The 25216-nt window shown below is 74.5% G+C and carries 22 protein-coding genes and 1 pseudogene; 14 read left to right on the forward strand and 9 right to left on the reverse strand.

Annotated features, from left to right (window positions below):
- Positions 1-64: 64 nt before the first annotated feature.
- The gene (gene eccD, locus ACIQUT_RS33030; protein WP_403568422.1) at positions 65-1420 is read right to left on the reverse strand and encodes a type VII secretion integral membrane protein EccD; all 1356 of its coding nucleotides are present in this window, start codon (positions 1418-1420) and stop codon (positions 65-67) included.
- Between the two features lie 209 nt (positions 1421-1629).
- Positions 1630-1932: pseudogene (locus ACIQUT_RS33035) on the reverse strand (hypothetical protein); the annotation flags it as partial.
- A 352-nt stretch (positions 1933-2284) separates the two neighbouring features.
- On the opposite strand from ACIQUT_RS33035, the gene ACIQUT_RS33040 reads away from it, so the two are divergent.
- Complete coding sequence (locus ACIQUT_RS33040) at positions 2285-2632, forward strand: GntR family transcriptional regulator (protein ID WP_403568424.1); 348 nt, start codon at positions 2285-2287, stop codon at positions 2630-2632.
- Entirely contained in the window at positions 2629-3660 is a 1032-nt protein-coding gene (locus ACIQUT_RS33045; RefSeq protein ID WP_403568426.1) for a DUF1648 domain-containing protein, read from the forward strand. The genes ACIQUT_RS33040 and ACIQUT_RS33045 overlap by 4 nt, the downstream gene beginning before the upstream one ends.
- Before the next feature lie 98 nt (positions 3661-3758).
- Here the strand turns inward: ACIQUT_RS33045 and ACIQUT_RS33050 are convergent, their stop codons facing one another.
- Together ACIQUT_RS33050 and ACIQUT_RS33055 are read right to left on the reverse strand one after the other, a co-directional pair.
- Positions 3759-4655 carry a sigma-70 family RNA polymerase sigma factor gene (locus ACIQUT_RS33050; protein WP_403568428.1) on the reverse strand — a complete coding sequence of 299 codons (897 nt, stop codon included), beginning with the start codon at positions 4653-4655 and terminating at the stop codon, positions 3759-3761.
- Positions 4656-5026: 371 nt separating this feature from the next.
- On the reverse strand, positions 5027-5494 hold the full coding sequence (locus tag ACIQUT_RS33055) for a histidine phosphatase family protein (protein ID WP_403568430.1): 468 nt from the start codon (positions 5492-5494) through the stop codon (positions 5027-5029).
- A gap of 186 nt (positions 5495-5680) precedes the next feature.
- Between ACIQUT_RS33055 and ACIQUT_RS33060 the strand changes: the two genes are divergently transcribed.
- From ACIQUT_RS33060 to ACIQUT_RS33085, 6 genes are all read left to right on the forward strand, one after another.
- Positions 5681-5896 carry a CbtB-domain containing protein gene (locus ACIQUT_RS33060; protein ID WP_403568431.1) on the forward strand — a complete coding sequence of 72 codons (216 nt, stop codon included), beginning with the start codon at positions 5681-5683 and terminating at the stop codon, positions 5894-5896.
- Between the two features lie 109 nt (positions 5897-6005).
- Complete coding sequence (locus ACIQUT_RS33065) at positions 6006-6758, forward strand: CbtA family protein (RefSeq protein ID WP_403568433.1); 753 nt, start codon at positions 6006-6008, stop codon at positions 6756-6758.
- Positions 6759-6778: 20 nt separating this feature from the next.
- Positions 6779-7090 carry a hypothetical protein gene (locus ACIQUT_RS33070; RefSeq protein ID WP_403568435.1) on the forward strand — a complete coding sequence of 104 codons (312 nt, stop codon included), beginning with the start codon at positions 6779-6781 and terminating at the stop codon, positions 7088-7090.
- A gap of 20 nt (positions 7091-7110) precedes the next feature.
- Positions 7111-7785, forward strand: a complete 675-nt coding sequence (locus tag ACIQUT_RS33075; protein WP_403568437.1) for a hypothetical protein — start codon at positions 7111-7113, stop codon at positions 7783-7785.
- Between the two features lie 208 nt (positions 7786-7993).
- Positions 7994-8653, forward strand: a complete 660-nt coding sequence (locus ACIQUT_RS33080) for a hypothetical protein (protein WP_403568439.1) — start codon at positions 7994-7996, stop codon at positions 8651-8653.
- 554 nt (positions 8654-9207) lie between these two features.
- Entirely contained in the window at positions 9208-9435 is a 228-nt protein-coding gene (locus tag ACIQUT_RS33085; protein WP_403568441.1) for a hypothetical protein, read from the forward strand.
- A 114-nt stretch (positions 9436-9549) separates the two neighbouring features.
- Here the strand turns inward: ACIQUT_RS33085 and ACIQUT_RS33090 are convergent, their stop codons facing one another.
- From ACIQUT_RS33090 to ACIQUT_RS33100, 3 genes are read right to left on the reverse strand one after another with little or no spacing between them, the layout of a single operon-like run.
- Complete coding sequence (locus tag ACIQUT_RS33090) at positions 9550-9957, reverse strand: hypothetical protein (protein ID WP_403568443.1); 408 nt, start codon at positions 9955-9957, stop codon at positions 9550-9552.
- Between the two features lie 60 nt (positions 9958-10017).
- The gene (locus tag ACIQUT_RS33095; RefSeq protein WP_403568445.1) at positions 10018-10422 is read right to left on the reverse strand and encodes a RidA family protein; all 405 of its coding nucleotides are present in this window, start codon (positions 10420-10422) and stop codon (positions 10018-10020) included.
- 54 nt (positions 10423-10476) lie between these two features.
- The gene (locus ACIQUT_RS33100) at positions 10477-10959 is read right to left on the reverse strand and encodes an RrF2 family transcriptional regulator (protein ID WP_403568447.1); all 483 of its coding nucleotides are present in this window, start codon (positions 10957-10959) and stop codon (positions 10477-10479) included.
- Positions 10960-11098: 139 nt separating this feature from the next.
- On the opposite strand from ACIQUT_RS33100, the gene ACIQUT_RS33105 reads away from it, so the two are divergent.
- The 4 genes from ACIQUT_RS33105 to ACIQUT_RS33120 all read left to right on the forward strand — a co-directional run bounded on the left by ACIQUT_RS33105 (position 11099) and on the right by ACIQUT_RS33120 (position 16182).
- On the forward strand, positions 11099-11926 hold the full coding sequence (locus ACIQUT_RS33105) for a hypothetical protein (protein ID WP_403568449.1): 828 nt from the start codon (positions 11099-11101) through the stop codon (positions 11924-11926).
- A 135-nt stretch (positions 11927-12061) separates the two neighbouring features.
- On the forward strand, positions 12062-14065 hold the full coding sequence (locus ACIQUT_RS33110; RefSeq protein ID WP_403568450.1) for an FUSC family protein: 2004 nt from the start codon (positions 12062-12064) through the stop codon (positions 14063-14065).
- A 122-nt stretch (positions 14066-14187) separates the two neighbouring features.
- Positions 14188-14919, forward strand: coding sequence for a hypothetical protein (locus ACIQUT_RS33115; protein WP_403568452.1), 732 nt, complete (start codon positions 14188-14190; stop codon positions 14917-14919).
- 12 nt (positions 14920-14931) lie between these two features.
- Positions 14932-16182, forward strand: a complete 1251-nt coding sequence (locus tag ACIQUT_RS33120; RefSeq protein WP_403568454.1) for an ATP-binding protein — start codon at positions 14932-14934, stop codon at positions 16180-16182.
- Positions 16183-16293: 111 nt separating this feature from the next.
- Here the strand turns inward: ACIQUT_RS33120 and ACIQUT_RS33125 are convergent, their stop codons facing one another.
- On the reverse strand, positions 16294-18378 hold the full coding sequence (locus ACIQUT_RS33125; protein ID WP_403568456.1) for a PhoX family protein: 2085 nt from the start codon (positions 18376-18378) through the stop codon (positions 16294-16296).
- A 471-nt stretch (positions 18379-18849) separates the two neighbouring features.
- On the opposite strand from ACIQUT_RS33125, the gene ACIQUT_RS33130 reads away from it, so the two are divergent.
- A complete protein-coding gene (locus ACIQUT_RS33130; protein WP_403568458.1) occupies positions 18850-20793 on the forward strand; it encodes a VWA domain-containing protein in 1944 nt (647 codons plus the stop codon).
- Between the two features lie 164 nt (positions 20794-20957).
- Here the strand turns inward: ACIQUT_RS33130 and aspS are convergent, their stop codons facing one another.
- Positions 20958-22775 carry an aspartate--tRNA ligase gene (gene aspS / locus ACIQUT_RS33135; RefSeq protein ID WP_403568460.1) on the reverse strand — a complete coding sequence of 606 codons (1818 nt, stop codon included), beginning with the start codon at positions 22773-22775 and terminating at the stop codon, positions 20958-20960.
- Positions 22776-22912: 137 nt separating this feature from the next.
- Between aspS and ACIQUT_RS33140 the strand changes: the two genes are divergently transcribed.
- Positions 22913-25120 (forward strand): SpoIIE family protein phosphatase, encoded by a 2208-nt coding sequence (locus tag ACIQUT_RS33140; protein WP_403568462.1) that lies wholly within the window; start codon positions 22913-22915, stop codon positions 25118-25120.
- The last annotated feature ends 96 nt before the right edge of the window (positions 25121-25216 follow it).

Consider the following 25216-nt stretch of genomic DNA (forward strand, 5'->3'; position numbering starts at 1 on the left):
GCTGCCCCGCCCGGAGCGTTGATCCGGCCTGCTGCCCCGCCCGGGGCGCGGCCTGCGCCTTGACTCAGAACTTGTCGAGCAGTTGCCCGTACACGCCGAACACCCCGATGGCCAGCGGGAAGAGCCCCACCATGCCGACGGACTCGACGAGGTCCGCCATCCGCCGCAGCCGCACCTGCACGTGCTCGGGCGGCTGCACCGCCAGCGCGAGCATCGGCAGCAGCGCCGCCACGCACAGCACGGCCAGTGCCCCGGCGCCCCCGTCGTGCTGGATCCACAGCACGGCGAGGCGTACGACGAGGACGCACGCGGCGGCGAGCAGCGCCACGACCTCGGCGACCAGCGGGAACGCCCGGGACCGGGACAGGAGCACCACGGCGACGAGCGCGGCCAGCGCCACGGTCCACGCGCTGGGCTTCTCGGCCAGGGTGAGCAGCCATCCGCCGGCGGCGGCCGAGGCCGCGGTGGCGATGGTCGCGAGGGCGAGGCCGCGGTGGGTGGCGGCGAGGGCGTTGCCGACCTCGTGGCGGCTGACCGAGGCTCCGCCGGAGCGGCTGTCGTCGAGCCCGGTGAGCCCCGAGGCCATCAGCGCGAGCCGCGGCAGCACCCCGAGCAGTACGACGGAGACCAGCGCCATGACGGCGCCGAGCCGCGCGGGATCGTCCTGGACGGCGGCGACGGCCCCCCACAGGACGGTGATTCCGGCGACGGCCATGGCGCCGATGAGCCCGCCACGGCCGAGCGGGGAGAAGTACCCGAGCAGGACCAGGGTCAGGGTCAGCGAGCCCGTGACGGCGGCGAACCGGACGATGCCCGACCAGTGGTAGGCGTCGGCGGCGGTCCACGCGGCGAGGACGGACAGGGCGCCGGAGGCGAGCAGGAGCACGGTGGCCAGGCCGCGGTTGCCCTGGCCGATCCGGGAGACGAGCGCCCCGGCCGCGAGCAGGACGAGCGTGACGGCCAGCAAGGTCCCGGCGAGGGTGTCGAGGCCGGTCTCGCGCCGGGCGAGCAGCGCGGCGGTGACGGCGAAGGCCACGGTCGCGGCGCCGGCGGCGGCCCTGCGCGCGGCGGGACGCCAGCGCCAGGCCCGGAGGTCGAGGTCGTCGGCCACGAGGTCGGTGACGTCGTGGACGACGGGTGCGGGCGGCGCCGAGTGGGTCCTGACGAGTTGCAGGACGGCGCCGTCGGCTATGCCCGCCGACTCCAGCGTGCTCTCGTGCGGCAGCGCGGAACCGTCCGACGTCATCAGCTGACGCGTCATCGGACGGGAGGCGGCGCGGTCGTCGAGCAGCAGCAGGACGTCGGGGAGCAGTTGTCCGATCGGCGTGTCGGACGGGAGGACCACGTCGGCGCGGCGGCGCTCGCCGACCAGGGTCACCCGGCTCAGTTGCGCCCGGGAAGTCGTTGCTGTGCTCACCACTTGCGGGAACCTATCATCGCGGTGTTGTGACCTTTCGGGCCGTGCTTCTACGGCTGGGTCGGCTTGGGCGACTTCGTCACGGGCGGGGACTGCGAAGGGGACTTGGCCGGTTTTGCGGCCGGCGCGGAGGCCGAGTGGCCGGGCGTCTTCGCCGCCCCGGACGGCTTGGCCGGCCCGGGGGACTTCGCCGGTCCCGGGGACTTCGCCGGGTCGGAGGTCTTGTCGGGGCCGGGCGCCTTCGGCGGCTGCGTCTGCTTCGGGTACAGGCTCTGCTGTTGCTGCTGTTGCTTCTGCTGCTCGGCCTTCTGCTTGGCCAGCGTGGCCTGGATGAAGGACCAGCCGACGCAACCGGCGCACAGGACGGCCGCGATGGCGATCCCCGCGAACATCTTCCCGAGCCGCTCGTCCGCCGTTCGCCGCGCCCGCTGCGCGCCGAACAGCAGTGCGTCCCGCATCCTGCGGCGGCGTACCGCCACCGACTCCAGCAGCTGACTGTCGTAATCGCGTGCCATGCGCCGCCCGTCATCTCCCCCGTGTTTTGCCTGTGCAACATAGAACATGCATCCGCCCGGAGCACGCCTGACGGGTCGGCACGGCGAGCCTCCAGGCGGTTGACCCGCCGTGATGCAGCGCCATATCCCCTTATGTACGGGAGAGTTCTCCGCCAGCCCGTCCGCTCTTGCGAACACCCGATCGGAGCGACCCATTCCGCAGACGCCGGTGACGGGGCTCCGGTTCCCGGCCGCCCGCCCGGAAGTGCACGACGGGAACCGGGCCCTCACCCCGCCCCCACCGGCTGCACCTGTCCCGCGCGGCGACAGACCGTACCGGGATGAGGCAGATGGTGCTAGCGTCATTGGCACCATGCTGCTGAGACTGGACACCACCGACAGCCGCCCGCTGCACGAGCAGGTGGCGGGGGCCGTCCGGCGCGCCATCGCCGAAGGGGAATGCGCCCCGGGAGAGCGGCTGCCGCCCGCCCGCGACCTCTCCCTGGCGCTGGGCGTGAACGCCAACACCGTGCTGCGCGGCCTGCGCGCCCTGCGGGACGAGGGGGTGCTGGAGTTCCGGCGCGGCCGCGGGGTGACCGTCGCCCAGGGCGCCGACGGACGGTCGGAGCTGCTGGGCAAGGCCCGCCGACTGGTCGAGGACGCGGCGCGCCTGGGCTACGGCCGGAGCGAACTCATCGAGATGATCAGGGGGCTTTCATGACGGACCGTACGAGGCGACCGAGCGGCGCCGACGGGGGTGGCGGCACGCGCATCGGCGGGGGTGGCGGTGGCGGCATGCGGATCGGCTGGGGTGCCGGAGTCTGGGGTGCGGCGGTCGCCGCGGTGCTCGCCCTGCTCCCGCCGGCGGTGAGCAGCCGTCTGCCCGACCGGCTGGCCACCCACTGGAGCGGCAGTGCGCCCGACGGCTCGATGCCCCTGTGGGCGGCGGCGCTGGCACCCGTGGCCGTCTGGGTGCTGCTGCTGCTCGGCCTCTTCCTCGCGGCGCGGCGCGGGGGCGCACCCGGGCGGCCGTGGACCGCGGCGACCCTCGCGGTGAGCGGGGTGTTCCTGGCCGGGGCCCAGGTGTCGATCGTCCGCGCCAACCTGGACCGGGCCGACTGGCGGGACGCCGCCTCGACGGGCACGGGGGTGCTGGTCACGGCCGTCGCCGCGCTCGGGGCCGGGGCGCTCGGGTGGCTGGCCGGGCGGCACGGCGAACCGCCCGCCGCCGTGCGGGAGGCGGGCGCGGGTCCGCTGCTGGAGATCCCCGAGGGCGAGCGTTTCGTCTGGCTCTCGCGCACCACGAACCGCTGGCTCCGCCTGACCGGCGCCGTCGCCGCCCTCATCGCCGCCGTGGTGGTCCTGGTCGCCGCGGCCGGGCTGACCACCGCCCCGCCGTGGGCGCTGATCGCGCCCTTCGCGGTCGTCGCCCTCGCCGCGTCGGGGTGTTCCTCCGTTCAGGCGCGGGTGACGGAGACGGGCCTGGAGGTGGCCTTCGGGCCGCTCGGACGTCCCGTGCGGCGGTGGCGGGCCGCGGACATCGTCTCGGCCCGCGCCGAGACGCGGACGCCCGCCCAGGTCGGCGGCTGGGGCTACCGGATCGGCGGCCAGGGCACGACGGTGATGCTCCGGTCCGGGGAATGCCTGGTCGTACGGCCCCGCACGGGGCCGGACTTCGCCGTCAGCGTCGACGACGCCGAACGCGGCGCCGCCCTGCTCAACACCCTCTCCGCCCGCCGGTCCGCCTGACCGCCCGGGGCGGTACCGCGCCCCCGCAGGGGCGCGGGGGACCGCGCGACCGGCCCCCACCGGCCCGCGGTTCCACGGCCGGACTGCCGGCGGGGCGCTCAGCCGGGCAGGGTGCCGGCGGTGAGGGCGGCCAGGCGCTCCGGGTCCGCGAGGATGTCCAGGGCGGCGATCCGGCCGCCGCGGACGGTGAAGGCCATGAGGGACAGCGGACTGCCGTCCGACGACCGGGAGAGCACCCCGGGGAAGCCGTTGATCAGGACCGGCCGGGCGGCCTCCGCGAACCGGGCGAACATGATCGCCTGCGAGGCCACGTCCCGGGCGCCGCGGCGGACCAGGCCCGGGCGCAGCGTGCCGCCGTCGGAGCGGGCCACGACCTCCGGGTCGAGGAGGTCGAGCAGCGCGCCGAGGTCACCGCCGCGGGCGGCGGCGAGGAAGGCGTCGACGATCTCCCGGGTGCGCGCCCGGTCGGCGTCCTGGTCCGGGGCTGCGCCCTGGACGCGGCGCCGGGCCCGGCTGGCGAGCTGCCGTGTACCGGCGGCCGTACGCCCGAGGACCGGGGCGATCTCGTCGAACGGCACGGCGAACAGGTCGTGCAGGACGAACGCCAGCCGCTCCGCGGGGGAGAGGGTGTCCAGGACGACCAGCAGGGCGATGCCGACCGAGTCGGCCGTGAGGATCTCGTGCTCCGGATCGATGCCGGCCAGGCCGGTGACGACCGGGTCGGGGAGGCGGAACCCCCCGTCCTCGCCGGTCAGCGGCTCCTCGCGGCGCGTCGTGCGCGAGCGCAGCATGTCCAGGCAGATGCGGCCGACGACGGTGGTCAGCCAGCCGCCGAGGTTGTCCACGGCGGCGGTGTCGGACCGGCTCAGCCTGAGCCAGGCCTCCTGTACGGCGTCCTCGCTCTCGCCGATGGACCCCAGCATCCGGTAGGCCACGGCCCGCAGATGGGGGCGGTGCGCCTCGAACTTCCCCGCCAGGGCTTCCATTTCGCTCACCGGTCACATCCTCGCGTCGACGTCCGCGGCTGCCCTCTCCGGCCCGCCAAGGGGGACCGTAACCGCTCAACACGGCTTTTCCGCCGGCGATTTCGCGGGTCAGGCGGACGACCGGGGCCGGGCGGCCGCCGGGGACCGCATCCACATCGCGCCGCCCTGCACCATCGCACCCGAGGGCGCGGCCCGGGGCCTGGAGATCCTCGACGCGGCCCCACCAAGAACACGGTGTACGCCTTCGGCAAGGAGCACGGCATCGAGGTCTGCTTCGCGGCGGCCCGGATGTACGGGCTGATCGAGGGCACCGTCCACCGCGACGGCGTGCGGCCGGTGATCGCGACGGGCGACTGGATCGTCGCGGCACGCCGGTTCCGTCAGCCGGGGTCTCCGTCCTGGCCGCCCCGGCCGAGGAGGAGGTTCCAGCGGCCGGCCCGGCCGGTGAGCGTGGTGACGGTGTCGGGCCGTGCGTCGAGCCGCCAGAAGGCCGGGAGCGGCAGCTCCAGGGCGTACACCACGGCCGCCCGCACGACGGCCTGCTCGACCACGGGGCGGTGCGTGCCCGCGGGCAGGCCGGCGAGTGCGCCGCCGACCCGGGCGACCAGCCCGGCGAGGGACTCCCCGCCCCCGGGCGGTGCGTACGCGGGGTCGGTCAGCCAGCGCCGGATGCCGTCGGGGTCCTCGGCGGCGACCTCGTCGAGGGTGCGGCCCGCCCACTGCCCGGTGTCCGGGCCGCGCAGGCCCTCGTGACCGGGGCAGGGCTCGCCGTGGCCGAAACGCGCCTGCCGTGCGGATACGTCGAACGGCCTTGTAACGAACTGAACTCGTACTACGCCGCTCTTCATAAAGGGAGGATAAGCGCGGTACGGTCTCGGACGACAACCAAACAAGACGACGGTCCGACGGAAGTCCGGTGGGAAACCGGCACGGTCGCGCCACTGTGAAACCTCCCCCGGGGGAGGGAAGTCAGACCCGCGCCGTCGTTGCGAGCACCACTGACCGGGACGCGTGTTCCCTCTGGAGGTACAGCCATGGCCGACACCGCCGTGCCCACGACGGCCCCTGCCGCCGTCGCCCCGATTTCCCTCTCCTCGCTCGCCCCCTGGGCCCTCTTCGCAGGCGTCCTGATGCTCGCCCTGCTCTACGTCGTCGGCGTCGAGCAGGGCGCCACCGCACTGTTCGAGGGCGACACCATCCACGAGTGGATGCACGACGGCCGCCACCTGCTCGGCTTCCCCTGCCACTGACCGACCGGCCACTGACCGACCGGCCCACGGCCGACCGGCCGGTTGAGCCCGTAGGCCCATCGGCCGACCGGCTCAACCGGTCAACTGATCGACCCATCAAGGGAAGCCCATGAATCCCATCTCCCCCCGCGCACTGCTGGTGCGCGGCATGCTGGCCGGCCTGCTCGCCGGCGCGGCCGCCTTCCTCGTGGCCTACCTCATCGGCGAGTCCCGCGTCGACGCGGCCATCGCCCTGGAGGAGGCCGCCGCAGGCGGACACGACCACGCCGAGGAGGCCCCGGTCAGCCGGGCCCTCCAGGCCACGGCCGGACTCGGCACCGGCACCCTCCTGTACGGCGTCGCGCTCGGCGGCATCGCCGCCCTCGTGTTCTGCTACGCCCTGGGCCGTATCGGCCGCTTCGGTCCGAAGGCCACGGCGGCGCTGGTCGCCGGCGGCCTGTTCGTCACCGTCGTCCTGGTCCCCTTCCTCAAGTACCCCTCCAACCCCCCGGCCGTCGGCGACCCCGACACCGCCACGCGCAGGACCGTGCTGTTCCTGCTGATGATCGCGCTGAGCATGCTGCTCGGGGCGGGGGCTCTGATCCTGGGCCGCCGCCTGGCACCCGGGCTCGGCAACTGGAACGCCTCGGTCGTCGCCTCCCTCGCGTTCGTCGCGGCGGTCGCGGTGTCGTACGCGTTCCTGCCCGCCGTCGACGAGGTCCCGGCGGACTTCCCGGGCACGCTGCTGTGGCAGTTCCGCCTCGCGACCCTGGCCATCCAGGCCGCGATGTGGACGACTTTCGGCCTGGCCTTCGGTTTTCTTGCCGAACGGGCACTTGTCCCCGCCGCCGCCCCCAAGGAGGCTGTTGCGCCGGTGAGTTGACGATGAGGGGCCGGTGATCCATGCAGGCACGGACGCAAGCGCACGCACCGGCACGGGCACGCACCCGGCCGCCGGCGCAGGCGCAGGCCCAGTCGGCGATCCGCCGGTGGCGGGGCTGGACGGGAGCGGTCCCGTTCTGGCTCAACTCCGCCGCCCTGCTGCTGGCCCCCTTCACCGCGATCACCCTGCTCGCCCAATTCGCCGTCATCGCGACCCTGGCCGCCCTCGGCAACCTGGTCCGCCAGCTCTGGTACGGCGACCACGGCCACCCGGCCGTCCACCTCGCCGCCGCCCTCATGGGGGTGGCGGCGGTGGCGTTCGTGGTGGTCTGACACGCCCGTAGGGTCGGGCCATGAGCCACACCGTCCACGCCCGGCGCGTTCGCGACCCGGCGCTGCCGTTCGGGCACCGGCGCAGCGCGCTGCGCAGCATCGTCGTCCTGTACCGGCCCTTCGGCTTCAACGGGACCTGGTCCTTCCTCAGCCGGACCGGAGACCTCCGTCGGGACGGCGACGCCCTGGTCCGCGCCCTGGCGAAGCTGGAGCTCAGCCGGGCTGCGGCGATGGCCGAGCGGGCGGAGGTCGCCGAGCGGCGCAGGGCGGAGAAGCACCTCGAACACCGCAGGCAGCCGCGGGCCGCCGATGTCCGGTTCCTCCTCGGGCCGCGCTGGCCCGGGCCCGACGGGCACGCGGCGGCAGCCCACGAGGTCGCGCGGCTCTGGCGGGAACGGGGCCGCCCCGGTGCGCTGCCCCTCCCCGATCCCGATGCGCTGCCCCTCCCCGGTCCCGGGGCGGATCCGGGCCTCGACGAGGAGCTGTGTGCGCACGTCGCCGCGTACCTGGAGGCCGGCGGGCACCTGGAGCAGGACCGGCTGGAGCTGCTCGCGGACGGGCTGCGCGGGCTGAACCGGCGGATCGCGCGGCTGTCCGGCGCCGGCCGCGGCTGTGTGGCGCTCGTGGGGTTGAGGCGGATGGGCGAGGTGGTGCTGGGAGACCCGGGCGGGTCCTCCCTTCGCCACGCCCGCTAGCCCGTTCGGGCGTACGTGCCCCGGCGTGCGGGAAGGACCCGCGCACCCGTCGCCAGCTGGGACAACACGGGTGGGCCGCGGGCGGCCGGGCTGTGACGGGGCGTCAATCTTCGGCGTTGTCACGGGTGCTGGGGGGCAGGGAGGGAGTCCACTGCTCTCAGGAGAACCGGCCCGCCTGAGCCGGTGCATCGGACCGGGAGGACAATCCATGCCCCGCGGCAAGTGGGTGGTCGGCGTGCTGACAGCGGTTCTGCTGGGCACCGGGATAGGGCTGCTGCGCAGCACCGAGGGGGCGCGGCCCGCGGCGGCCGGCTCCGCCGACGCGCTGCCCTCGCGGGCCCTGGGGCTGTCCGGGCACCGGCGGCTCGTCGAGCAGCTGGACCAGCCCCGCCGGCCGCGCACCTCGGACAAGGGGTCCCGGCCCGCCCGGGCCGTCGCCATCACCCCGCTGCGCCCCGCGCAGCCGCTGCGGCTCCGGATCCCCAGCCTGGGGGTGGACCTGCTGCTGGTCCGCGGCGGCCCCGGCCTCGGCGACGGCACGGCAGCAGGCGACGGCACGGCAGCAGGCGGGGGTGCGTCGGCACGGGCGGCGACGGAGGCCCTCTGGGACACCGGCACCGTGATGCCCGGCGCGGCCGGGACGGCCGTGGTCACGGCGCCCGACGTCCGCCTCGCCGATCTGCGGCGGGGCCTGACCGTCGAGATCCCGCGCGCCGACCGCCGGACCGCCGTCTTCACCGTGGACCTGGTCTCCCCCGCCGGGGTGACCGGTCGGGGGCAGCGGCCGGGGCGGGCCCAGCTGCGGCTGGTCAGCGGTGAGACCACCGTGCTGGCCCGGCTCACCGGCCAGCGGCGCACCCCCCGCTGAGCCGCCCGCGGAGCCCGTCGCCGGTCGGGCGGGGTGACACCGAGGGGTCACTTCGTTCGCCCGGTCGGGCGCTTCTGCGGCCGGGGTGGGGAGGTGCCGGGCGTGGCGGGGCAGACCCCTGCCATGACCGGGACACGGCATGCACGATCGGCGGCGGCCAGGGCCCTTGCGGCCGCCTGTGTCGCACTGCTGTGCCTGTTCGTGTCCGGTCCTGCCGCCGCGCCGGCGGCCGGTGGGGCGCATGCGGTCCGGCAGCTCCCCTCCGGTATGCCGAGCGAGCCGGTTACCCCGACCGAGCGGGAGTCGGAGCCGGCGTCGGATCCCGAGGTACGGGCCGCCGTCCGGCCGGCCGCGCGCGGGCTGCCCTGTGCGCGGGAGCTGCCGCAGCCGGTGTTTCACGTGAAACCGCCCGCGGGGCCGGGACGCGCCGCCCCGTACGAGGCGGCCGAACCGACGCTGTCCGTGCGGACGGTGCGGAGTGTGGTGTTGCGCTGCTGAGCGGGCCGAGCAGCAGCGCGCAACCCCCCACACCCCGAACACCGTGAGGTTCCGGCATGCCCATCGACCCGTACGCCGCCCTGAACGCCATGATCCGAGCCGAGGTCACCCGCTTCACGCCCCCGCCGAGGACGAAGCCGAAGCCGGAGCCGAAGCCGGAGCAGGAGCAGGCCTCCGAGCCCGAGGAGACCGCCGCCAAGACCGCCGCCCCCGCGACCGCCGCCCGTGAGACCGCGGCCCTGTCCCGGAGCGGGTCACCCGTTCCGGCCGCCGCCGAGGACTGACGCCCGCGGGGCACCGACCGGCACGGCGCCGGTCCCCGTACCCCGGAAGGGGGTGCGGGGACCGGCGTCCCTGGCCCGTCGGGTCTCGTGCGCCCGTCAGGTCTCGTGTGCCCGTCAGGTCTCGTGCGTGTAGTAGCGGTAGAACGCCACCACGCCGACGGCGGCACCCGTGATGAAGCCGACCCAGCTGGAGCGCAGGATGGAGTCGCCCGTGAGGCTGTACAGGTAGCCCACGGCGATACCGCCGAAGGACCCGTACGCCGCCGCCCGCACCTCCCTCATCATGCGGGGGCCGACCCGGGCGAGGGTGAACATGACCGCGGCGAAGATGACGCCGCACAGGATCCCGTAGAAGACGTTGGCGGCGTCGACCGGGCCCATCTGCCGCTGCATGAAGGCCGCGTAGACGCCGTAGACGAGTCCGAGCAGCAGGGCCCGGGTCAGCGCGCCCCTGTCCAGGTGGTGCGCCTGCGCCGTCGGCCCGCGGGGCCGCCGGTGGGCGACGGGTGCCGCATGTGCCATGACAGGGCTCCTCTCTTCCCCCATCCAGAGCACACCCGGCACCCCGGCCCGGCAAGTGGATCAGCTGCCGGCGGTGCGCACGGCCACGGCGTCGATCTCGAAGAGCATCCCGGGCAGGGCCAGCGAGGCGACCCCGATCAGGGTCTGGGCGGGCAGTTCGGTCCCCCAGGCGGCGTGCAGGTGCTTGGTGAGCACCTGCAGCTTCGCCAGGTCGTGCTCGACGATGTACGTGCCGATCCGGACGACGTCGGCGGGGCCGAGGCCGACGGCCGCGAGGGCGGTCCGCAGGTTGGCGAAGGCCCGCTCGACCTGGGCCTCGAACTCCTCGGAGACGACCTGCCCGTTGTCGTCCGAGCCGTACTGGCCGGCTATGAAGACCTGCTCGCCGGGGGCGGAGACGATGTGGCTGTAGCCGAAGTCGACGGGGTTGTGGAGTCCTGCCGGGTTGGTGATGCTGCGCGTCATTGCCAAGCTCCTGGGTCGGTCGATGGCGTACGTCGGTCCGTGCGATCGGTGCGGTCAGGTGGTGGTGGGGCCGGCGAACCAGGTGCGCAGCCGCACCGGGGCCTGCGGGGCCTGCCGCTCGGCCTCGCGCCGGATGTCGTCGAGGTTTTGCTCCGCCAAGGCGCGGCGCCAGGCCAGTTCGGCGCGGCCCATGGCGTGCGCGATGGCGCACTCCGGGCCGTTGTCGACGGCGGGGCCGCCGCCCGGCCCCTGGTTGCGGATCTCGGCGCACCGGAAGGCCTCGGCGGACCCCTCGACGGCGACGACGACGTCCATGAGCGAGATCTCGGCCAGGGGGCGGGCGAGCCGGAAGCCGCCCCGCGGGCCCGGGGCGGAGGTCAGGATCCCCGCCCGGGCCAGCGCCTGGAGCTGCTTGTTCAGGTAGGCGGCCGGCAGGTCGTGCCAGGCGGCCAGGCGTGCCGCCGGGACGGCCCGCTCGGGGCCGATCCAGGCCAGGTTGACGCAGCTGTGCAGCGCCCACTCGACGCCCTCGCTCATCCTCACAACCTGGACATTAAATGTCCATGATTCTTTCCGCAAGGGGAATCCGCCGCGTCGGGGAGCCGCACCGGCGTGCCGCCACCCGCCCGCAGCACCCCCGCTCGCGCCCGCCCCGGCCGCGGATTTCCCTGGTGACGTGCGCACCTTCCTGTCGGCGGTACTCATCACGCTCATGGCGCTGCTCGTGCCCGCGAGCGCCGTCGCGTACTGGGCCGACCGCGAACTGGGCAACGCCGACCGCTACACCGCCGCCATGTCCCCGCTGGCCGGGAACCCGGCGGTCCGGCAGGTCGTCGTCACCCAGGCGACCCGCGCCCTGTCCGGGCAGATCGACGCCGGCCCCTTCCAGGGCGGCGTCGAGGCCCTGCTCGGCGAGGCCCTGCGCTCCTTCACCGGCACCGCCGCGTACCGAACCGCCTGGGACGCCGCCAACCGTGCCGCGCACGCCGCCTTCCTCCAGGCGCTCACCACCGGCGACGGCAACGCCGTCACCCTCGACCTCGCCCCGGTCATCGAACAGGTACGGGCGGAGCTGATCGCCGACGAGGTGCCGTTCGCCGACCGCATCCCGGTGACCCGCGTGGCGGTGACGGTGATGGAGTACGACAACCTCGGCGCACTCCGGAAGGGCTTCCGCATGCTGCAGATCGCCGGTGTCTGGCTGCCCGTGCTGACCGTGCTGCTGGCCGTGACGGCCGTCGCCGTCGCCGTGAACCGCCGCCGGGCCGTGGCGGCCACCGGCCTGGGGCTGGCCTTCGGGGCCGTCCTGCTGGGGATCGCGGTGTCCGTCTGCCGCCGGCTCACCCTCGACGACCTGCCCGCCGACATCGACCGGTCGGCGGCCGGCGCCGTGTACGACGCGCTCACCGCGTTCCTGCGCACCACCGCCTGGGTGGTCCTGGCGATCGGGCTGGCCGTCGCACTCGCCGCCTGGCTGAGCGGACGGCGCCGCCGGACCCCATAAGCTCGGAAGGTACCAAGTACGCAGAACGGCGCAGAGAACCGTCAACGGCGCAGAGCGCGTGCAACGGTGCAGAGAGCGCGCACCCGTACAGAAGAACCGAAAACCCGACGAGCGAGCGGCGGCACGGAAGCACCCATGGGCACCGAACGCACCGAAGACATACCGTCCGGGCGAGCCCGGCCGCACCCGCTGGCCCCGCCCGCCTGGCTGCTCTCGGGCCTGCGGCCCGACCCCGCGCCCATCCCCTGGGCGGCCGTCGTCCGCGCGGGCATCGCCCTCTCCGTCCCGCTCGCGGCCGGCTTCGCCCTCGACGAGCCGGAGTACGGGGCGCTCGTCTCGATGGGCGCCCTGTCGGGGGTCATCGGCGACACCGCCGACGCCTACCGGATGCGAATCCTCAACATCGCCGTGCCGCAGCTGTTCGGCGCGGTCGGCGTCGCGCTCGGCACCCTCGTCTTCGGGCGGGGCTGGCTCGCCGTCGGCGTGCTCACCCTGATCGCCCTGGTCTCCGGGATGGTCTCCTCGATCGGCACGGTCGCCTCCGTCTCCGGGCTGCTGCTCCTGCTCAACGCGGTGGTCGGGGCCGGCCTGCCGCTGCCGCAGCCCTGGTGGACGGCCCCGCTCCTGCTGAGCGCCGGCGGGCTGTTCGTGCTGGCCCTGACCCTGGCGGGCTGGCCACTGCGCGGTCGGCAGCCCGAGCGGACCGCCGTCGCCGCCACCTACCTGGCCCTCGCCGACGCCCTGGAGGCCGCCGGCGGACCCGACTACGACGACCGCCGCCGGCACCTCACCCAGACCCTCAACCAGGCCTACGACCTGATCCTGGGCCGGCGCGCCCGCGTCCACGGGCGCAGCCCCTCGCTGGTCCGGCTGCTGGCCCAGCTGAACGTGGTGATCCCGCTCGTCGAGGCGGCACCCGCCGTGCACCTGCGCGGCCGCCCGCTGCCCCCGCGCATCGCGGCGGCCGTCCGGGACCTCGGCCGGGCCGTGGAGGAGGGCCGCACCGAGCCGCCCGTACTGGGCCTGCCCGCGCCGCACACCCCCGCCGAACGGGCCCTCGACGCGGCCCTGCGGCACGCGGCGGCCGTCGTGCACCTCCCCGAGCCGACCCTGCGCAGCGTCGACGACGACCGGCTCGGCCGCCCCACCGCCCTGCACGTCCGGGCCCGGCAGGCGGCGCGGGACATGATGCTGTCCGAGGCGTCCTGGCGGTACGGGCTGCGGCTCGCCCTGTGCATCGGGCTGGCCCAGTCGCTGGTCTCGCTCGTGCCCGTCGAGCGCTCGTACTGGGTGGCCCTGACCGTCACCTTCGTCCTCAAGCCCGACTTCGGCTCGGTGTTCTCCCGGGCCGTGCTGCGTGCGCTGGGCACCGTGGGCGGGCTCGTCGTCGCGGCCGCCGTGCTCGCCGAGGTGCCGCGCGGCTGGTGGGACGTGCCGGTCATGGCGGTCCTCGCCGCGCTGATCCCCGCGTTCTCCGCGAAGGGGTACGCCTTCCAGACCGCCGCGATCACCCCGGTGATCCTGCTGCTGTCGGACCTCCTCAGCCACCAGGGCTTCGACCTCATCCGGCCCCGGCTGCTGGACAGCCTGATCGGCTGTGCGATCACCCTGGTCTTCGGCTACCTGCTGTGGCCCGAGAGCTGGCACACGCGGATCGGGGACCGGCTCGCCGACACCGTCGACGACGCCGCCCGCTATGTGGAACGGGCCTTCGGCGGCCCGCGGCCCGACACGGCGGCCGGGCTGCGGACCGCGCGGACCGTGCGGCTCCAGGCCCGCCGGCGCCTCTACCGCGACCTGTCGTCCGTACGCAGCGAGTTCCAGCGGGCGCTGACCGAGCCGCCGCCGACCGGGGCGCGGGCCGCGGCGTGGTGGCCGCTGGTCGTCGCCGTCGAGCGGATCGTCGACGCGACCACCGCCGCCCGGGTCCGCGTCAACCACGGGGCGCCCGAGCCCCGGCCCGCCGAGGTGACGGCGCTGACCTCCGACCTGCACGCCCTCGCCGACGGGGTGCGCACCGCCCGGACCCCCGACCGGCTGCGGCCCCCCTCCGGGCCGTCCGGCGACGAGGCGTCCGTCCTGGAGCCGGTCCGCCAGGAGGTCGCCTGCGCGCGCGGAATCACCTCCTCCGAGCCCTGACCCCACACCCCCTGCGCCCCGCGGCCCGCGCGCCCGCGTCCTGCGTGCCCGGGGGGCGGGGCGGGTCCCCCGAACGGGCCTTCCGCCCGGCCGTCGGGGCCCGGACGGGAGAGCATCGGGGCATGAGGCCCCTCCTCCCGCGCCGCCGGCACCGCCGCGCCGTGGCCGCCCCGGTCCTCGCCGCCGCCCTCGCGGCCGCGGCCGGGTGCGCCGATGTGGAAGGGCTGCGCGACGACGGCGACCTGGGGACCGTGCACGCCCCGCAGACCCTGTGGAAGGACATCCACCCCTCCCCGCCCGGCCCCGGCGAGCAGGCCGGTGCGGCCGCGGTGGTCCCGGGGCTGCCCAAGGCCGCGGGCCGGAGCATGCGCGACGTGAACGCGCTGGCCGTCGTACGGGCCGACATCACCGCCGCCGCCCGGCAGGACGCGGGCACGGGACGCCTCGTCGACCCCCGGGCGGTCCGGCGGCTCGCGCTCTGCACACAGGCTGTGGACGGAGGCCCCGACTGCCCGGTGCGGCCGCCGGTGCTGCACGACGTGACGGGCGACGACCGCGACGAGCTGATCACCGCCGTCGACATCGACGGCCGGATCAGCGAACTGCGCGTCTACACCGTCCGGGACGACGGCTCGATCGCCCGGATCCTGTCGCGGCGCGGGGTCCTGGAAGGTGTGGAGGTCGCCGCCGAGCACCTCGCGGTGCGCGAGCCGACCCCGAACCCGAGGAAGGTCTCCGTCTCGGACTACGTGTGGAACCCGGAGACGGGCGCCATGGACCTGGCCGAGCTCACCCTCGACGAGTGCCCCACGCCGAAGACCGGCTCCACCCCGTGCCCGGCGATCCGGGGCTGAGGGCGGCACACCATGCGGGTGACGAGCAGTCTGCGCTGGAAGATCGCCCTGACCACGACGGCCGTGTGCTGCACCGTCGCCGCCGTGCTCGGGATCCTCGTGCACAACGTGGTCGCCCGGCAGGTCGTCGGCGAGGTCCGCAAGGACGCCGACCGGGACCTGGACCACGCCCTGACCGAGTACCGGTACGGCACCGCCCACGGGCACCTGAACGTCGTCCTGGACCCGCCCGACCTGCCCGCCCGGCTGCGGGGGCTCGTCGCCCGCGGCCGGACCGGCAGCATGGTCGGCGAGCACGCCGGCCGGCCCGTCATGTGGGCCGCCGGACCCGCCGACGGCAAGCCCCTCGCCGTGTGGGTCTCCTTCGAGAGCACCCGCAGCCGGCTGCGGGACCTCAACGCCGCGATCCTCGCCTCCGCCGCGCTCGCCGCCGGGGTGGTGGCGCTGGCCGGCCTGTTCCTCGCCAACCGGATCAGCAGCCGGCTGACGGCCACCGCCGCCGTCGCCCGCCGGATCAGCGCCGGCGACCTCGACGCCCGTGTCGACATCCCCGACGCCGCGGGCGACGGCACGCACCACGACGAGGTGCGGGACGTGGCGCAGGCGCTGAACACCATGGCCAAGTCGCTGCAGGAGCGGCTGGAGGCGGAGAAGCGGTTCACCGCGGATGTCGCGCACGAGCTGCGGACCCCGCTGACCGGCTCGCTCGCCGCGGCCGCGCTGCTGCCGGAGGGCCGCCCCAAGGAGATGATCAACGACCGGCTGGCGGCTCTGCACCGGCTCACGGAGGACCTGCTGGAGATCTCCCGGCTGGACGCGGGCGTCGAGCACGCCGATCTGGCCCGGGTGGAACTCGGCCGGGCCGTTCGGCGGGCGGCCGCCGCGACCCGGCTGGACGTGTCGGTACGGGTGGTCCGCGACATGGAGGCGCTGACCGACCGGCGGCGGCTGGACCGGATCCTGGCCAACCTGCTGGTCAACGCCGACCGGCACGGCGCTCCGCCGATCGAGGTGACCGTCGACGGGCCGGTGGTGACCGTACGGGACCACGGGCCCGGCTATCCGGACCGGCTGATCGAACAAGGCCCGCAGCGCTTCCGCACCGGGGACCCGGGCCGCGGCCGGGGCCACGGGCTGGGCCTGACCATCGTGGCCGGCCAGGCGGCGGTCCTGGAGATCGCCCTGGACTTCGCCAACGCTCCGGACGGGGGCGCGGTGACCACGCTCCGGCTCCCCGTCGGGCGTCTGGCGGACGGGAGCTGACGCACGGGAGCGGGGCGGTGTTTCACGTGAAACACCGCCCCGCTCCGCCATGGCGTACGGGACAACTGCCCGCGGGGCGACGGCCCGCGGGCAGCCTCCCGGACACCGGCGTCAGACGCCGATGTTCTTGCCGTCCTTGCGCCAGACCGACACCACGGCCGGGCGGACGATCTTGCCGGGGCCGTCGGGCCACACCGACGCGGGCTTCTCGACGGACGCGCCGTCGATCTCGCCCGGGTGCTGCACGGAGACCAGGACGCGCTTGTCCTGGACCAGCGGGCCGCAGGTCTCGGCGCCGCGCGGCACGGTCAGGAACTGCTTGAGCTCACCGCGGCGCTCGCCGGAGGTGGCAACACCGAACAGGCCGTCGTGGGAGCCGAGCTGGTTGCCGTCCGTGGAGATCCACAGGTTGCCGTGCGGGTCGAAGGCCACGTTGTCCGGGCAGGAGATCGGGCTGACCTTGTCCTTCGGGAAGCCCGCGAAGTAGGTGGCCGGGTCGTTCGGGTCACCGGCGACCAGGAACAGGCGCCAGGCGAAGGCGTCGCCGGCCGGGTCGTCGAAGCTCTCGGCGAGCTCCAGGATCTGGCCGTGCTTGTTGGCGTTGCGCGGGTTGGCCTCGTCGGCGCCCGGCTGGCCCGCTTTGCCCCGGTTGCTGTTGTTGGTCAGGGCGACGTAGACGCGGCCGGTGCGCGGCGAGGGCTCGACGTCCTCGGGGCGGTCCATCTTGGTGGCGCCCACCTTGTCGGCGGCCTGGCGCGTGAAGACGTACACCTCCTCGGCGGTGAAGCCCGGGACGTGCGAGACGTTGCCGGTGGCGAGCGGGATCCACTGGCCGGTGCCGTCGAACTGGCCGTCCGACGGGTACCTGCCGGAGCCGTCGATCTGGTCGGCCGGGGAGTCGCCGGTCAGCTTGGCGACGTAGAGGGTGCCCTCGTCGAGCAGGGTGAGGTTGTGCTCCTTGGCGGCGCGGCTGTTGCCCTTCATCATCCGCTTGCCGGAGACGAACTTGTAGAAGTAGTCGAAGCGCTCGTCGTCGCCCATGTAGACGACGGGGCGGCCGTCCTCGGTGAGGCGGGGCTGCGCGGCCTCGTGCTTGAAGCGGCCCAGTGCTGTGCGCTTGCGCGGCACCGAGTGCGGGTCGTACGGGTCGAGCTCGACGACCCAGCCGAAGCGGTTGGCCTCGTTGGGCTCCTGCGCGACGTCGAAGCGCTTGTCGAACCGCTCCCACTTGCGCTCGGAGGCGGCGCCGGTGATGCCGTAGCGCTTCAGTCGGGCGGCCTGGACGGGCTCGGTGACGGAGCCGCCGTTGGCGAAGTACTGGTTGAAGTTCTCCTCGCCGTGGAGGGTGGTGCCCCACGGGGTGGTGCCGCCGGCGCAGTTGTTGAGGGTGCCGAGCACCTTGGTGCCGGACGGGTCGGCCGAGGTCTTCAGCAGGGCGCCGCCGGCGGCCGGGCCGGTCATGCGGAACTCGCTGGTCGTGTGGAGGCGGCGGTTCAGCTGGTGGCGGTTGACCGCGGTCAGCTTGCCGCTGCGGTGGTCCTCCTGGACGACGACCACGGACAGGCCGTGCGCGGCCCAGGCGATCTCGACCTGCTCCTTGGTCGGGTTCGCCGGGTCGTAGCCCTTGAACATCAGGACTTCGTCCGTGTACTCGTGGTTGGCGACGAGGAGCTGCTGGCGCTCGTAGCCGCTGCCGAGCGGGAGCAGGCTGAGGAAGTCGTTGTTGTAGCCGAACTGGCCGGCCTGGGCGGCGGCGGTCTGCCGGTCGGCGTTGAAGCCCGGGGCGCCCTTGACGATCGGGTCGCCCCACTTGATCACCACGTTCTGGGCGTAGCCCTCGGGGATGGTGACCTGGTCGGCGGTGTTCGGCGCGACGGGGGCGAAGCGGAGGCCGCGGGCGGCCTGGCCGGCGCCCTCGGCGGCGCCCTGGGCGTCGGCGGCGGGGGCGGCGGTGGCCTGCGAGCCGCTGCCGCCGACGGCGACGGCCGTACCGGCGGCGGTGGCGACCGTGACGACGGCGGCCGAGCGCAGCATCGAGCGGCGGGACCAGGTGCGGGCGATGATGTCGCCGGCGTACTCGTTGTCGCTGGTGTTCGGCACCTCGTGGAAGCAGGCGTCGCCGCAGCGGTAGCGACAGGTGAGGGCGGAGCGGCCGCCCCCATGCGGGTTGCCTATGAGCGGCAGAAGCTTGCGCACGAGTGTCCTCCGTAACTGCGCGGTTGCCGACGGGAATCGGCCGAATCCAGCGGTGACGGTAGGGCCGGGGTACGCCGAACCGGCGGCCGCGGGATGAACGTCCGGTGAACCGAGCACGTCGGGGCGGGAGTTCGGGGAGCGTGGGGGTGCGGTTCGGTGGGGCCGGTGTGGTGTGGTAAGGCTCTGTACGGGCCCGCACGGCAGGCGGTCCGGAGGAGCCCTCACACGTGGCGGGCGGATCAGCCAAGATCCGCAAGAGAAGGCCGAAAAGAGCCTGGCGCCACTAGGGGCGCCCCTGCAGACGTTCCAGCCGAGGGGTCGATAACCTTACGTGTCCACTCTGGGCAGGGATCAACCGCGCAGCACGGACAAAAGACGCACGCACTCATGCGAAAGGCCTGGCCCATGGGTATTCGGAGCTTGTTGCGCAAGGTTTTCGGACGGACCGCCGAGCCGGTTCCGGAGACGACTGTGGCCACTACCCCTTCGACCTCATCAGCTGCGGTGCCGAACCAGGCGGAACGGACACCGCTCGACGCGGCGGCCGAACTGGTCGCGGCTTCCTTCGACAACCACACGGTCCCGCCGCAGTCCGCGCCGCGCGACCGCGAGCCGGGCGTGCTCGTCACCGCCCCGGCCGGTGACGCCACGGTCCCGGAGGCCCGCCGCCCCCTTTCCCCGGCCGACACAGCGGCCCCCGCCGCCCCGCTCCCCGAAGCCGGGGCCGCTCCCGCCGCTGTGACGCCCCCCGAAGCCGGGGCCGCGGCTCCCGCCGCCACGCTTCCCGAAGCCAAGGCTGCCGAGGCGGCCGAGGCCGCAGCACCGGCCGCCGAGGCCGAGCCCGAGGCCGCCCTCGCGGAGCCGCAGCCCGAGGCCGCCCCCGCCGCTGCGGAGGCCGAGCCGTCTGCCGCTGCCACGGAAGCCGCGCCCGACACCGCCGAGGCGCCGCAGGAGCCCGCGACCGCCGAGGCCGCGGAACCCGCCGCCGAGGCCGAGTCGGCCGAAGCCGAGCCCCAGGCCGCCGCCGAGGCGGAGCCGGTGGCAGTTGAGGCCGAACCCGCCACCGCGCAGGCCGAACCCCTTGCCGCCCCGGACGAGGCGGAACCCGCCGCCGCCCAGGCCGAGCCCGCTGCTGCCGAGGACGACGCGGCGCCCGCCGAGGCTCAGGAAGCCGTGGCCGCCGAGGCGGAGCCGGAGGCTGAGCCCGCCGCCGTCCCGACCGAGCCCCTCGCCGCTCAGGACGAGGCGGAGGCCGAGCAGGTCACCGCGCAGGCCGAGACCGCCGCCGAGGCGGAGCCGGAGGCCGTCCGGGCCGAGGCCGTGGACGCCCCCGTGGAGGCCGAGCCCGTCGCCGTCCAGGACGAGGTGGAGCCCGCGACCGCCGAGGCGCAGGAGGAGCCCGCCGAGGCGCCCGCGCCGCAGGAAGCCGAGGCCGTTGAGGCAGCGGCTCCGGCCGAGGCGGAGCCGGCGGCCGAGCCCGTCGCGGCTCAGGCCGAGCCGGCCGCCGAGCCCGTTGACGTGCAGGAAGAGCCGGAGCCCGCAGAGGCCGAGGCCGAGCCCCTCGCCGCACAGAGCGAGTCGGAGCCCGAGGCCGAGCCCGTCGCCGCGCAGGCCGAGGCGGTTGACGCCCCCGCAGAGGCGGAGCCCGTCGCCGAGCCGACCGAGGCGGAGCCCGTCGCCGTACAGGCCGAGGCCGCGCCTGACGTCGAGCCCGTCGCCGAGCCGACCGAGGCCGAGGAGGGTGAGGCTGCCGCGGGGCCGGCGCACAGTGCGGCCGTGGTGCGGAAGCGGGCGCCGGAGGTGGCCGCGGCCTACAAGGCGGCCGGCCAGGTGCTCCGCACCAGGGGCAGGGCAGGCGCCCGGGCCAAGGTGTACCTGGTCCTGGACCGGTCCGGGTCGATGCGGCCGTTCTACAAGGACGGCAGCGCCCAGTACCTCGCCGACCACGCCCTCGCCCTCGCCGCGCACCTCGACGGTGAGGCGACCGTGCACACCGTGTTCTTCTCCACGGAGGTGGACGGCACCGCCGACCTGACCCTCGACACCCACTACGGGTCCTGGGTCGAGGGCCGTCACGCCGAGCTCGGCCGCATGGGCCGCACCAGCTACCACGTCGCCGTGGAGCAGGTCCTGGAGCGCTACCGCAAGGACGGCGACTCGGGCCCGGCCCTCGTCGTGTTCCAGACCGACGGCGCCCCCGACAGCCGGCAGCCCGCGAAGCAGGCGCTGGCGGACGCGGCCGCGTCGGCACCGCAGGTGCACTGGCAGTTCGTCGCCTTCGGCGACCACGACAACAAGGCCTTCGACTTCCTGCGCAAGCTGGACGCCGAGAACACCGGGTTCTTCCACGCCGGCCCCGCTCCCTGCGAGCTGACGTCGGCGGCCCTGCTCAAGGGGCTCCTGGACCGCTTCTAGGGCCGGCTTCCAGGACCGGCTCCAGGAGCGGCTTCCAGGACCGCCTCCTGGACCGGCTCCTGGACCGCTGCCAGCGCACGCCCCACCGCGCACGCCCCACACGCCGAAGGGCCCGGGATCGCAATCCCGGGCCCTTCGGCACGTCAGGTCACCGCAGCGGTGCGTTACCGCGAGGCGTCCGGGTGGACGGCCTCCGCGATCGGCTTGGCGTCCACCGGCTTCGCCTCCACCGGCTTGCGCAGCGCGATGTTCAGCTCGCGCAGGCGGGACTCCTCCAGGACCGTGGGCGCGCCCATCATCAGGTCCTGCGCGTTGCCGTTCAGCGGGAACGCGATGGTCTCGCGGATGTTCGGCTCGTCGGCGAGGAGCATGACGATGCGGTCCACGCCCGGGGCGATGCCACCGTGCGGCGGGGCGCCGAGGCGGAACGCGCGGAGCATGCCGGCGAACTCCCGCTCGACGGTCTCGGCCTCGTAGCCCGCGATCTCGAAGGCCTTCAGCATGACCTCGGGCTCGTGGTTGCGGATGGCGCCGGAGGACAGCTCGATGCCGTTGCAGACGATGTCGTACTGCCAGGCGAGGATGTCGAGCGGGTCCTTCTCCTCCAGGTCCTTCATGCCGCCCTGCGGCATGGAGAACGGGTTGTGCGAGAAGTCGATCTTGCCGGTCTCCTCGTCCTTCTCGTACATCGGGAAGTCGACGATCCAGCAGAAGCGGAAGACGTTCTCCTCGAAGTGGCCGGCGCGCTTGGCGGCCTCGACCCGGACCGGGCCCATGATCTTGGAGACCTCGTCGAACTCGCCGGCGCCGAAGAACACGGCGTGCCCGGCCACCAGGCCGAGGCGCTCGGTGAGGACCTTGACGTTCTCCTCGGTGAGGAACTTCGCGATCGGGCCGGTCAGCGTGCCGTCCTCGCCGACGCGGACCCAGGCGAGGCCCTTGGCGCCGAGCGAGACGGCGTAGTCGCCGAGGCCGTCGAAGAACTTGCGCGGCTGGGCGGCGGTGTCCGGGACGGGCAGGGCGCGGACGTGCTTGCCGGCGAACGCCTTGAACTCGGAGCCCTCGAAGACGTCGGTGATGTCGACGAGCTCCAGCTTGGCGCGCAGGTCGGGCTTGTCGTTGCCGTACTTGAGCATCGACTCGCGGAAGGGGATCCGCGGGAACGGGGAGGTGACCTCGCGGCCGCCGCCGAACTCGGTGAAGAGCTCGGTCATCAGCTTCTCGATCGGCTGGAAGACGTCCTCCTGCTCGACGAAGGACATCTCGACGTCGAGCTGGTAGAACTCGCCCGGCGAGCGGTCGGCGCGGGCGTCCTCGTCGCGGAAGCAGGGCGCGATCTGGAAGTACCGGTCGAAGCCGGAGATCATCAGCAGCTGCTTGAACTGCTGCGGGGCCTGCGGCAGCGCGTAGAACTTGCCGGGGTTCAGGCGGGACGGGACGACGAAGTCGCGCGCGCCCTCGGGGGAGGTCGCGGTGAGGATCGGGGTCGCCATCTCGTTGAAGCCGAGGGCCACCATCTTGTGGCGGATCGCGGCGATCACGGCGGAGCGCAGCATGATGTTGCGGTGCATGCGCTCGCGGCGCAGGTCGAGGAAGCGGTACTCCAGGCGCCGCTCCTCGTTCACACCGTCGTCGGTGTTGATGGTGAAGGGCAGCGGGGCGGCAGCGCCCAGCACCTCGACCTCGGCGGCCTCGATCTCGATCTCGCCGGTCGGCAGGTCGGGGTTGACGTTCTCGGCGCCGCGGGAGACGACCTTGCCGTCGACACGGACGACGGTCTCCTTGGACAGCTTGTCCAGGGCGGCAGCGGCGGCGGTGCCGGGACGGGCGACGAGCTGCGTGATGCCGTAGTGGTCGCGCAGATCGATGAAGAGGATGCCGCCCAGGTCTCGACGATTGTGCAGCCAGCCGCTCAGCCGGACGTCGGTGTTGACGTCAGAGGCGCGGAGCTCGCCGCAGGTGTGGGACCTGTACCGATGCATCAGTCATCCAGTTCTTCGCGATACCAGGGGTGGATTCAACCGTCCCAAGGTTACCGTCCGGGACACCGGCCGCGCTGGCGCGCCCGGCGGGCCCCGCGGACAGGCACGTCGAGGCGATCACCTGTAAAGATGACCGCGTGCGCACGGAGGATGTCCTTGCTGCCATCGCGACGGGCCTGTGGCGGTGGGACAACGCGTCCGGGAAGGTCAGCCTCGACGGCGAGGCCGCCCGGCTGCTCGGCCTGCCCGCCGAGCCGGCCGTGCTGCCGGAGGCGGCCGTACGGTCCCGGTTCCACCCGGTGGACTGGAACGAGATCAACGGGATCGTCAGCCTGGCGGTGGCCGAGGACACCCTCGCCGAGGCCCGGCTGCGGATCACGGACGGGGACGGGCGGGTGCTGCGGACCGTCCGCAGCCGCTCGAAGCCGGTGCAGAACCGGTCGGACGACGGCCGCCTCGGCTACGAGCTGATCGGCACCATCCAGGAGATCGCCGAGCCCCAGCCCGGCACCACCGCCGCCGCCCGAACCACCGCCACCGGCGACTGGCGGCGCTCCCGCGAGGCCTTCCTGCTGGACGCGGGGCGGGCCCTCGCGGAGGCCCGGTCGACGGCAGAGGTGCTGCGGGTCGCCGCCTCGCTGTCCATGCCCGGGTTCAGCCCCGACGGGCTGGCCGTCTTCGGGGTGGCCGGGGACCGGCTGTCGGTCATCGGCCACCACGGGCACGGGCCCGGCGACGAGGGCCCCTTCGCGGACATGCGGCTGGACACGGACTACCCGGCGGCGGAGGTCGTCCGCACCGGCCGGGCGATCTACCTGCCCACCGCCGAGGACTACAGGCAGCGGTTCCCGGCCACCTGGCCGCTCGCCCAACGCTTCGGCCGGGCCTCCTGGGCCTTCGTGCCGCTGGTCGTGGCCGGGCGCACCACGGGCGCCTGGCTCGCCGCGTTCAAGCACCCCGTGTCGTTCTCGCCGGACGAGCGGTCCGTGCTGACCACGGTGGCCCGGATGCTGGCCCAGGCGCTCCAGCGGGCGGGCGTGGCCGAGTCGGAGCGGGAGCTCACCACCGGGCTGCAGCGCTCGATGATGCCGACACTGGGCCCCGACATCCCCGGCATGCAGATCGCCGCGCGGTACGTCCCGACCGGCGGCGGGCTCCAGGTCGGCGGCGACTGGTACGACGTGATCCCGTTGCCGTCGGGCCGGTTCGCGCTGGTCATCGGGGACGTGCAGGGGCATGACGTACGGGCCGCCGGGCTGATGGGCCAGCTGCGGATCGCGGTGCGCGCGTACGCCTCCGAGGGCCACCGCCCGGACGCGGTGCTCTCCCGCGCCTCCCGGTTCCTGGCCGGGCTGGGCTCCGCGGTGCAGGGCACCGGCTCGTACGGCGGCCCGGACTCCGGTCCCGATCCCGATCCGGACGGCGACGCCGACGCGGGCTTCGACTTCCGGAGCCCGCGCTTCGCGACCTGCCTGTACGTGGAGTGCGACCCGGAGACCGGGATCCTGGAGGTGGCCCGGGCGGGGCATCCCGACCCGGCGATCCGGATGACGGACGGCACCGTGCTGATGCGGCCCACCGCCGGCGGCCTGCCGCTCGGCATCATCCCCGACACCGACTACCCGACGACCCGGTTCACGCTGGAGCCGGGCGAGACGATGCTGCTGTGCACCGACGGGCTCATCGAGACCGGCGGGCACGACCTGGACACGGGCTGGGCGCGGCTGCGGGCGGTCCTGGAGACCGGGTCCGGGACGCACGGGACGGAGAACCTGGAGAAGCTGGCCGACCTGCTGGTGCAGGCGGTGCACGGGCCGTCCTCGCACCACACCACCGGCCCGCTCGCCGACCGGCGCGAGGACGACATAGCCCTCGTCCTGCTGTGCCGCGAGGGCCCGGGCTGCGGCTGCGGCGTCCCGCTGCGGTATCCCTCCCGCCCCACGCGCCGCACGATGCTGACGGTGGCGCAGGCGGAGCCGGCCCGGATCGCGGGCGCCCGCCGGCAGATCCGGGAGCTGCTGCACGACTGGGCCGACCCCGAACAGGTGGACTCGGCGGTGCTGATGGTCTCCGAGATGGTGACGAACGTGCTCCTGCACACCGACGGCGACGCGCTGCTCGTCGCGGAGGCGGTGGGCGAGCCGGGGGCGCGCCGGCTGCGGATCGAGGTGGCGGACTCCAGCGACGAGCTGCCGCACGTGCGGCATCCGGGCGAGATGGCGTCGAGCGGCCGCGGGGTGCTGCTGATGGAGATGCTGGCGGACGCGTGGGGCGCGGACCCGCGCGGCGAGGGCAAGTCGATCTGGTTCGAGCTGAACGAGCAGTCGGAGCCGGAGCCCGACTGAACGAGCAGTCGGGGCCGGAGCCCGACTGAACGAGCAGTCGGAGCCGGAGCCCGACCGAGCGAACGGCCGCGGCCGGAGCCCGACCGAGCGAACGGC

The sequence above is a fragment of the Streptomyces sp. NPDC090445 genome (assembly GCF_044769385.1).
Lineage (GTDB): Bacteria > Actinomycetota > Actinomycetes > Streptomycetales > Streptomycetaceae > Streptomyces.

Bases quoted from the DNA above. Each gene is read 5' to 3' on its own strand.
- ACIQUT_RS33090 (WP_403568443.1), bottom strand. From the start codon at position 9,957: ATGGCACATGCGGCACCCGTCGCCCACCGGCGGCCCCGCGGGCCGACG.
- ACIQUT_RS33075 (WP_403568437.1), top strand. From the start codon at position 7,111: ATGAGCCACACCGTCCACGCCCGGCGCGTTCGCGACCCGGCGCTGCCG.
- aspS (WP_403568460.1), bottom strand. From the start codon at position 22,775: ATGCATCGGTACAGGTCCCACACCTGCGGCGAGCTCCGCGCCTCTGAC.
- ACIQUT_RS33085 (WP_403568441.1), top strand. From the start codon at position 9,208: ATGCCCATCGACCCGTACGCCGCCCTGAACGCCATGATCCGAGCCGAG.
- ACIQUT_RS33095 (WP_403568445.1), bottom strand. From the start codon at position 10,422: ATGACGCGCAGCATCACCAACCCGGCAGGACTCCACAACCCCGTCGAC.
- ACIQUT_RS33055 (WP_403568430.1), bottom strand. From the start codon at position 5,494: ATGAAGAGCGGCGTAGTACGAGTTCAGTTCGTTACAAGGCCGTTCGAC.
- ACIQUT_RS33110 (WP_403568450.1), top strand. From the start codon at position 12,062: ATGGGCACCGAACGCACCGAAGACATACCGTCCGGGCGAGCCCGGCCG.
- ACIQUT_RS33065 (WP_403568433.1), top strand. From the start codon at position 6,006: ATGAATCCCATCTCCCCCCGCGCACTGCTGGTGCGCGGCATGCTGGCC.
- ACIQUT_RS33120 (WP_403568454.1), top strand. From the start codon at position 14,932: ATGCGGGTGACGAGCAGTCTGCGCTGGAAGATCGCCCTGACCACGACG.
- ACIQUT_RS33045 (WP_403568426.1), top strand. From the start codon at position 2,629: ATGACGGACCGTACGAGGCGACCGAGCGGCGCCGACGGGGGTGGCGGC.
- ACIQUT_RS33060 (WP_403568431.1), top strand. From the start codon at position 5,681: ATGGCCGACACCGCCGTGCCCACGACGGCCCCTGCCGCCGTCGCCCCG.
- ACIQUT_RS33040 (WP_403568424.1), top strand. From the start codon at position 2,285: ATGCTGCTGAGACTGGACACCACCGACAGCCGCCCGCTGCACGAGCAG.
- ACIQUT_RS33100 (WP_403568447.1), bottom strand. From the start codon at position 10,959: ATGAGCGAGGGCGTCGAGTGGGCGCTGCACAGCTGCGTCAACCTGGCC.
- ACIQUT_RS33070 (WP_403568435.1), top strand. From the start codon at position 6,779: ATGCAGGCACGGACGCAAGCGCACGCACCGGCACGGGCACGCACCCGG.
- ACIQUT_RS33080 (WP_403568439.1), top strand. From the start codon at position 7,994: ATGCCCCGCGGCAAGTGGGTGGTCGGCGTGCTGACAGCGGTTCTGCTG.
- ACIQUT_RS33115 (WP_403568452.1), top strand. From the start codon at position 14,188: ATGAGGCCCCTCCTCCCGCGCCGCCGGCACCGCCGCGCCGTGGCCGCC.